Annotated in this window: 8 protein-coding genes; 6 read left to right on the top strand and 2 right to left on the bottom strand. The window is 38.3% G+C overall.

What is annotated here, in order from left to right:
* The first annotated feature begins 282 nt into the window (after nt 1-282).
* The 4 genes from BM097_RS15565 (at nt 283) to BM097_RS15550 (ending at nt 4,003) form a co-directional block, all read left to right on the top strand.
* Nucleotides 283-582: a Rossmann-fold NAD(P)-binding domain-containing protein gene (locus BM097_RS15565; protein ID WP_090552541.1), complete on the top strand. Its 300-nt coding sequence runs from the start codon at nt 283-285 to the stop codon at nt 580-582.
* Nucleotides 583-624: 42 nt separating this feature from the next.
* Nucleotides 625-1,407: an AAC(3) family N-acetyltransferase gene (locus BM097_RS15560; RefSeq protein ID WP_090552539.1), complete on the top strand. Its 783-nt coding sequence runs from the start codon at nt 625-627 to the stop codon at nt 1,405-1,407.
* A gap of 110 nt (nt 1,408-1,517) precedes the next feature.
* Entirely contained in the window at nt 1,518-2,864 is a 1,347-nt protein-coding gene (locus tag BM097_RS15555; protein WP_177197489.1) for an MFS transporter, read from the top strand.
* A gap of 26 nt (nt 2,865-2,890) precedes the next feature.
* A complete protein-coding gene (locus tag BM097_RS15550; protein WP_090552532.1) occupies nt 2,891-4,003 on the top strand; it encodes a helix-turn-helix domain-containing protein in 1,113 nt (370 codons plus the stop codon).
* A 21-nt stretch (nt 4,004-4,024) separates the two neighbouring features.
* Here BM097_RS15550 and BM097_RS15545 read toward each other — a convergent pair whose 3' ends face one another.
* The gene (locus BM097_RS15545) at nt 4,025-4,771 is read right to left on the bottom strand and encodes an HAD family hydrolase (RefSeq protein WP_090552530.1); all 747 of its coding nucleotides are present in this window, start codon (nt 4,769-4,771) and stop codon (nt 4,025-4,027) included.
* 130 nt (nt 4,772-4,901) lie between these two features.
* Between BM097_RS15545 and BM097_RS15540 the strand changes: the two genes are divergently transcribed.
* Entirely contained in the window at nt 4,902-5,642 is a 741-nt protein-coding gene (locus BM097_RS15540) for a hypothetical protein (RefSeq protein WP_090552527.1), read from the top strand.
* On the top strand, nt 5,629-6,105 hold the full coding sequence (locus BM097_RS15535; protein ID WP_090552524.1) for a hypothetical protein: 477 nt from the start codon (nt 5,629-5,631) through the stop codon (nt 6,103-6,105). Before BM097_RS15540 ends, BM097_RS15535 begins: the two co-directional genes overlap by 14 nt.
* 175 nt (nt 6,106-6,280) lie before the next feature.
* On the opposite strand, the gene BM097_RS16985 is transcribed toward BM097_RS15535, so the two are convergent.
* Nucleotides 6,281-6,450: mobility-associated LCxxNW protein (locus BM097_RS16985; protein ID WP_143084968.1), on the bottom strand; the 170-nt coding region annotated here is incomplete at its 5' end.

Genomic DNA, 6,450 nt, shown 5'->3' with positions numbered 1-6,450 from the left:
AACAACCTCGCATAAAAGAATTCAGTTAGAGATGATTTGTTGCGACCCAACTGCCAATGGGAAACCATGAACTCTAACAAACAGCTAGTGGGTTTGAAGTTAACTTCCGTGCCAGGGGAACTGACTATTAATGAAGTAACCATTAAGGCTCAACAAGGAGTGAAAGAACTATTACCTGATTGACTCAAGGTCAATAATATCATGAGCATAACCAAACCGATTGATGGAGTTGTATAAATGTAAAAACTTAGTAACAAAATATATATTACGAGGAGTCTTGCATTGAAAAAACATGTGGACTCCGGAGATATATATATCAGAGCCAATAATATTGAATTCAGTATCGTTGATGTGAATGAATTGGCTGATGCAATTATTGAACTGACTACAAATGATTATGTCGGGATTCTTAATGTTTCTGAGGAAAAACCAGTATCGCATTATGCATTTAACAAGGCTCTTTGTCGAAAATATGGATGGGATGATAGCTGTATTGTAGCAAATGAGGAAAAAGAAAACATATATTATTTAGACAACAGCTTAAGGAAACGAATTCTTAAGACAAGAATCGGCTGTTTGTAAGATAATATCTCAGTTTAAAATGTCTAACAGGGGGAGAAGAGTATGAAGACTATCATTAAATCAGATATAGTAAGTGCATTAAAAAGTGTTGGGCTCCAGAATGGTGATTCAGTAATGGTACATACATCACTTGGACAGATTGGATATGTATGTGGTGGTGCACAGACTATTATTGAAGCTTTGATTGATGTTGTGGGGCAGAATGGAACTATTATGATGCCTACACAGTCATGGAAAAACCTTGATCCGGAAACAGGAGTTCATTGGGATGCAGATGAGGCTGACTGGGATACAATACGCGAAAATTGGCCGGCATATGATAAGGCGATTACTCCGACAAACACTATGGGTGCGGTTGCCGAAATGTTCCGTTCATGGCCTGGAACATTAAGGAGTGACCATCCAGCTAGATCTGTTGCGGCTTGGGGAAAGAATGCTAAGTATTTAACTGAGAACCATGATCTCTCGAATATATTTGGCGACTCATCACCAATTGGGAGGCTTTATAAACTCGATGGGAAAGTTTTACTGATTGGAGTTGATTATGATAAGAATACTTCCATTCATTTAGCGGATGTGCGTGCAGAATACTCAAGCAAACATACCTGCATTGAACACAGTGCAGTCATGGAGAATGGAGTTCGTGTCTGGAAAGCTTATGAAACATTGTATGTTGATGGAGAGGACTTCAAAGATATAGGAAGGGCATTTGAAGTAGCCTGTACTACATGTAAGGTAAAAGTGGGCAATGCTGACATAAAGCTGATGAACCAACGTGAATTAGTAGATTTTGCTGTATCGTGGATAGAATGTAACAGAAAATAACTTTCCGTAACGGAAAGTTTTTCTTTTACAACCAGTACAACAAGTGTATTATAATTAGTATAAGTTCCATATAAAATGAAGTCATGAAAACAAGTAAGGAGGCTTCAGATATGGAACAGAACAGGAAAATGTATGGGGAAATCATTAAGGAACATGAATATAGAAAGCTGATTTTTGCTACGGTTATCAACCGATTTGGTGATTCTGTAGATGCAATCGCTTTTACATGGCTGGTTTATCAGATTACACATAGCGCAGCATGGTCAGCAATAGTTTTTGCGCTTAATACACTTCCAAACGTGGTGGTACAGCCTTTTGCAGGAGCCATTGTTGAGAAGATGAACAAGAAGTATGTGATTGTAGCAACACATCTTCTTAGGGCAGTCATTATTACATTGTTTGCACTTTTATATAGAGCAGGTCTGGTGAATGCCCTAGTTATGGCAATCTTTACTTTGGTCATCACAACAGTGGAGTCCTTTAATCTTCCTGCAACTTCAGCATTTACAATGCAGGTGGTCAAGAAAGAGCATATGACCTGCGGAATGAGTCTTAATTCCATGCTTTCAAGTGCTGCATCACTGGCAGGTACAGGTGCTGCCGGCGTAATCATTGCAACAGCAGGTGTTTCTACAGCAATGATGATTGATGTAGTAACTTTTGCAGTTGCAGCGGCTCTTATCGGTGCAATGAAGGCTGGAAGCGTAGCAATTACTGAAGCAGCACAAAATGAAGCATTCAAGACAACATCCGCTACCGGAGAAACAGAGAACAAAATAGAGCAGAGTAAAATTGAATTTTTCCTGGATGGATTTAGATATGTGGCAAGCTCACGAGTTATCTGTAATTATGGCTTACTTGCAGTCGCTCTTAACTTTATGCTCATTCCAATAAACGCACTTCAGGCGCCAATTGCCAGCGAGATATTCAGAATGGGCGGTGAAATCCTTAGTATTGCAGGCGCATTTGCTGCAATCGGAGGCATTGCTGGATCTGCATTTGTACCAGTTCTTTCACAGAAACTCTCTCCACTTAAGATGATCATGTTTGGAACATCACTTCTCGCAGCAGGAATGCTTGGTATGGCTTGCGGTGGAGTTTTTGCTGGAAATAATATTGCTTGTTATGTGGACGTAGCAGCTTCATTTTTTATCATGATGGTGGCAGCTTCAATCATAGGCGGTACAATCAATATCCAGTTTATGAAAAATGCTGATCCAAAATATATTGCAAGAGCAGCCGCAGTAATGGGCGCTTGCGGAACAGCATGTATGCCTGTGGGTTCACTTCTATTAAGCGCAGTTGTAACTAAGGTCAGCACAGGAGCAATTCTTGTATTCTGCGTGATTTTTGCAATAGCTATTCTTGCAATCTTAGTCTTTGTAAAGCCACAGATGGAGCTTGAGGAAGGCTCCCTTGGAATTAAAAACGAGAAAGTATCAGCAAATTTAGTATAAGAAATATTTCATTAAAGGAGTTTGCTATGCAGATAAAGCTTAATGAAAACATAAAAAAATACCGAAAGAGCATGAATCTGACCCAGGAAGAACTGGCAGAAGCCTTTGGAGTTACGGTTGGAGCTGTATCAAAATGGGAAAGCGGCAGTAATGTGCCTGATATTTTAACTCTTATGCAGCTGGCAGACTTTTTTAGCATATCTGTCGATGTGCTTCTGGGCTATAGCATGTCCTCCAAGAACGTCAAAGATATTTCTGACAGGCTAGATGCTCTTTTACATGAGGATAAATATGACGAGGCTATCGCTGAGGCAGAAAAAGCACTGGTTAGATATCCGGGTAACTTTAAGATTCTCACAAGCTGTGCGGACACATACCATATCGTTTCATCGATGAAAGATTTGAAGGATTATCGGGACAAAGCAATCGAACTTTATGAGTCGTCTCTTCGCTACATTTCACAGAGTGACAATCCGGAGCAGGAAACCTTTAGCATTAAATATCGCATAGCAACTATAAAAGGTCGTGATAACCCTGAGAAATCTCTTGAGGAGTTTAAAAAGATAAATTATCAGGGGATAGCAGACATCAATATAGCTAATATTTTAAGAATGACGGGCAAGCCTGAGGAAGCAATGGAGGTTTATACAAGAGTTTTGGTTTCAATTCTAGTCAAAACCTTGGAGTTTTCTACAGAAATGTTTATGGTGCTGGTTTCTATGGACAATACGAAGGCTTACAAGGAAGCTTGCGAGGTTATGGATTGGTATATGACTATAGTAGATGCTACCAGTACTGACATGAGCAAGAACAGCTATCTTTCCAAGATGAAGATCATGGGGCTTGTCTTTAAAGCGTTGGTTCTTACCTGCCTCAAAAAGGAGGATGAAATGAAAACCTGCATCGATACAGCCTTAGAAATAGCAAAGCAGTACGACAAAAACCCTTCAAATGATTTTGTCGGCAAAATCAAATTCTGGCACGGAAGTAAGGATTATCACATTTCTCTATATGATAATTTTGGTGTTGGTGCCGTGGCCGGCATCGATAATCTTTTTAATATGGGACCTAAGGTGCTGCCTCCTAAGGTTATAAAAAAGATGGAAGCAGCCCTTGAGTACTGGAATAGCGTAAAATAGATTGATTATGAAGAATTATTTTTAGATAACAGATTTAAAGCAATCATCTCCATCATCAATGATAGTAAGCTCTATATTAGAATCACCATAACCGCAATCAGCCAAATCAGCGTCTAGCTCCTCAGGAGTGTGGCAGTAGGTGTTTAGGTAGATGCCATCTACACCAGCGGCAATGGCAGAGCCGATGTCGGCCTTGATTTCATTGCCGACCATAACAGTTTCAGATTTTACTAGCCCATGCTTTTTCATTAAGCTATTAATGAAGGCAGCATCGGGCTTTTTTATTCCCATATCAGAAGATATAAATATATCATCAAAATATTCAGTGAGGCCTGTATCATCCAGTTCCTTTTCAGTGAAAAGACGCTGGGCGTTTGAAAGAAGATAAATATGGCTGCCAGCTGTTTTGATTTCAGATAGAACCTTGTGAACGTTCTTATAGCAAACAAGCTTCTTGCGGGATTTCTCTCTAAAAGCTACGCAAAGAGCGCGCATTTCATCATCGCTGCAATCACAGCCAATTAATCTTTGCCATACCCATTCAATCTTAATTTCAGGGTAGCAGCTGCCATTTTTTGCAGCAAGCTTATCAGTTTCTTCCGCGCAAATTCTAATATAATCATCCTTAAGCTTTTCAGGAATTGTAATAGTACCGAAATGTTCTTTAAGGTACTCTACCATAAACTCCCAAAGCATCATTTCATTCTCGTCAGTATGTATGTCTATAAGTGTTCCGTATAAATCAAAGATATAATTTTTGTATTTCATAGTATTCTCCTTTGGTAGAAAGATATATCAAACGAAATTATACTACTATATTTTAGGATATTGTTAAATGATTATGAAAAATAAACATTCTTAAAACTTATGTATTAGAATATGCATGAGGTGATTTGTAATGACAAGAATGATGAAAAGAGCTCTTATAAATTTTGGATTTAGGCTGATAGTTTTTCTGTTTATATTTTCAGTTTACATTTTACATAAAGATGTACTTGTAGAGTTCATGACACATGAATTTACATTTGGAATATCTGAATATGGAATCAGACCTCTTCATGTATTATGGGCAATATTTATGATTATGATGCTGCAGCATATCATCCCACATAAATATTTATCAATGGCATATCGCAAAGGAAATATAAAAGGCTTTGAAGAGGTGGAAGGATATTCTCGTCTGGAGTTATTAGAATTCATTCAACAGATGAATGTAAAAGCATGGTTTGTGATGTTGGTTTGGCTTAGCTTTAATGCTGTATTTGCCCTGTTATATCTGTTTAAAATAATAACTGTAGCGGATATGCTGATGCTGACTGTGTTCTTTTACTTAAGCGATTATATTTGCATACTGTTTTTCTGTCCATTTCAAACCTTCATAATGCATAATAAATGCTGTATTAATTGCAGAATCTATGACTGGGGATATTTTATGATGTTTACCCCAATGCTTTTTATCAAAAATTTCTTTTCCTGGAGCTTGTTTTTTACAGCACTTATCGTACTTATCAAATGGGAAGTGGGTTATGCAAAACATCCTGAAAATTTTTGGTTTGGAAGTAATAAACATTTGCAGTGTTCAAATTGTAAGGAAAAACTTTGTATTATAAAAAATAGAAATAAAAATGAAAGAGTTTAATAAGGCCTTATCAAATTTCATAAATGATGCTGCGGCAGGTGGGGCAGTGCGTCATCTTGCAGACCTTGGCTATTCCATATCCCAGATAGCTGATAATCTGGATTATCCTATCCCCAGGGAAAAGATTGCAGGCTACATGTGGGAGCATTTTGTAAATATTGGGAAAATCTGTCTAGAGGAGCCAAAGCAAACGCAAGACATAGCATCCTTTGTAAAGGAGCAGGACAGCTTTGGTAGAATCAGCTTTAGAAGAGTCGTTACGACGGTTGATAATTCCTACAAGCAGTACGTTAAATGTGAATTTGGAAAGCTTCTATATAAGAAGGATGAGAAATTCCTACAAGCTCTGCAAAAGCTTGAAGAAGGTGACAAGGAATATATAGAGCTTCTGCCGTGGCCCCTTACTCCTGTATATCACGAGCTGGATGAGCGAATGAATCGAATAAAGTGCATAATAATGTAAAAAAATGTGGATAATCAAAGTTTTTGAGGGTTTGCCAAAGTTTATGAGGGTTTGTCGTGAGGGGCAAGCCCTTTTTTAGTGGGAGTTTTTGAGGGTATGGTTTGAGGGGCTGGTTTGAGGGTACGGTTTGAGGGGCACTTTTGAGGGGCTGGACAAGCCAGCCCCAATGATTGTTTTAGAAAAAGTATGGATATGAAATATTGTTTTCTTTAAGAAGTTCTTGGAGCTCATCGATGTATTCATAAAGTCGCTGGATTTCAATCCAGTTCCCATGGCAGAGCTCATCCAATTCTTGTAATTCTTCCTTGGTAAATTCATAATCATCCCATTTAACACATTTATGGT

Origin of the sequence: Pseudobutyrivibrio sp. OR37 (assembly GCF_900113655.1) — a bacterium.
Classification (GTDB): Bacteria; Bacillota; Clostridia; order Lachnospirales; family Lachnospiraceae; genus Pseudobutyrivibrio.
Note: the sequence above shows the minus strand (reverse complement) of the source record. Positions and strands in the feature narration are given on the sequence as shown.

Bases quoted from the DNA above. Each gene is read 5' to 3' on its own strand.
- BM097_RS15560 (WP_090552539.1), top strand. From the start codon at position 625: ATGAAGACTATCATTAAATCAGATATAGTAAGTGCATTAAAAAGTGTT.
- BM097_RS15555 (WP_177197489.1), top strand. From the start codon at position 1,518: ATGGAACAGAACAGGAAAATGTATGGGGAAATCATTAAGGAACATGAA.
- BM097_RS15550 (WP_090552532.1), top strand. From the start codon at position 2,891: ATGCAGATAAAGCTTAATGAAAACATAAAAAAATACCGAAAGAGCATG.
- BM097_RS15545 (WP_090552530.1), bottom strand. From the start codon at position 4,771: ATGAAATACAAAAATTATATCTTTGATTTATACGGAACACTTATAGAC.
- BM097_RS15540 (WP_090552527.1), top strand. From the start codon at position 4,902: ATGACAAGAATGATGAAAAGAGCTCTTATAAATTTTGGATTTAGGCTG.
- BM097_RS15535 (WP_090552524.1), top strand. From the start codon at position 5,629: ATGAAAGAGTTTAATAAGGCCTTATCAAATTTCATAAATGATGCTGCG.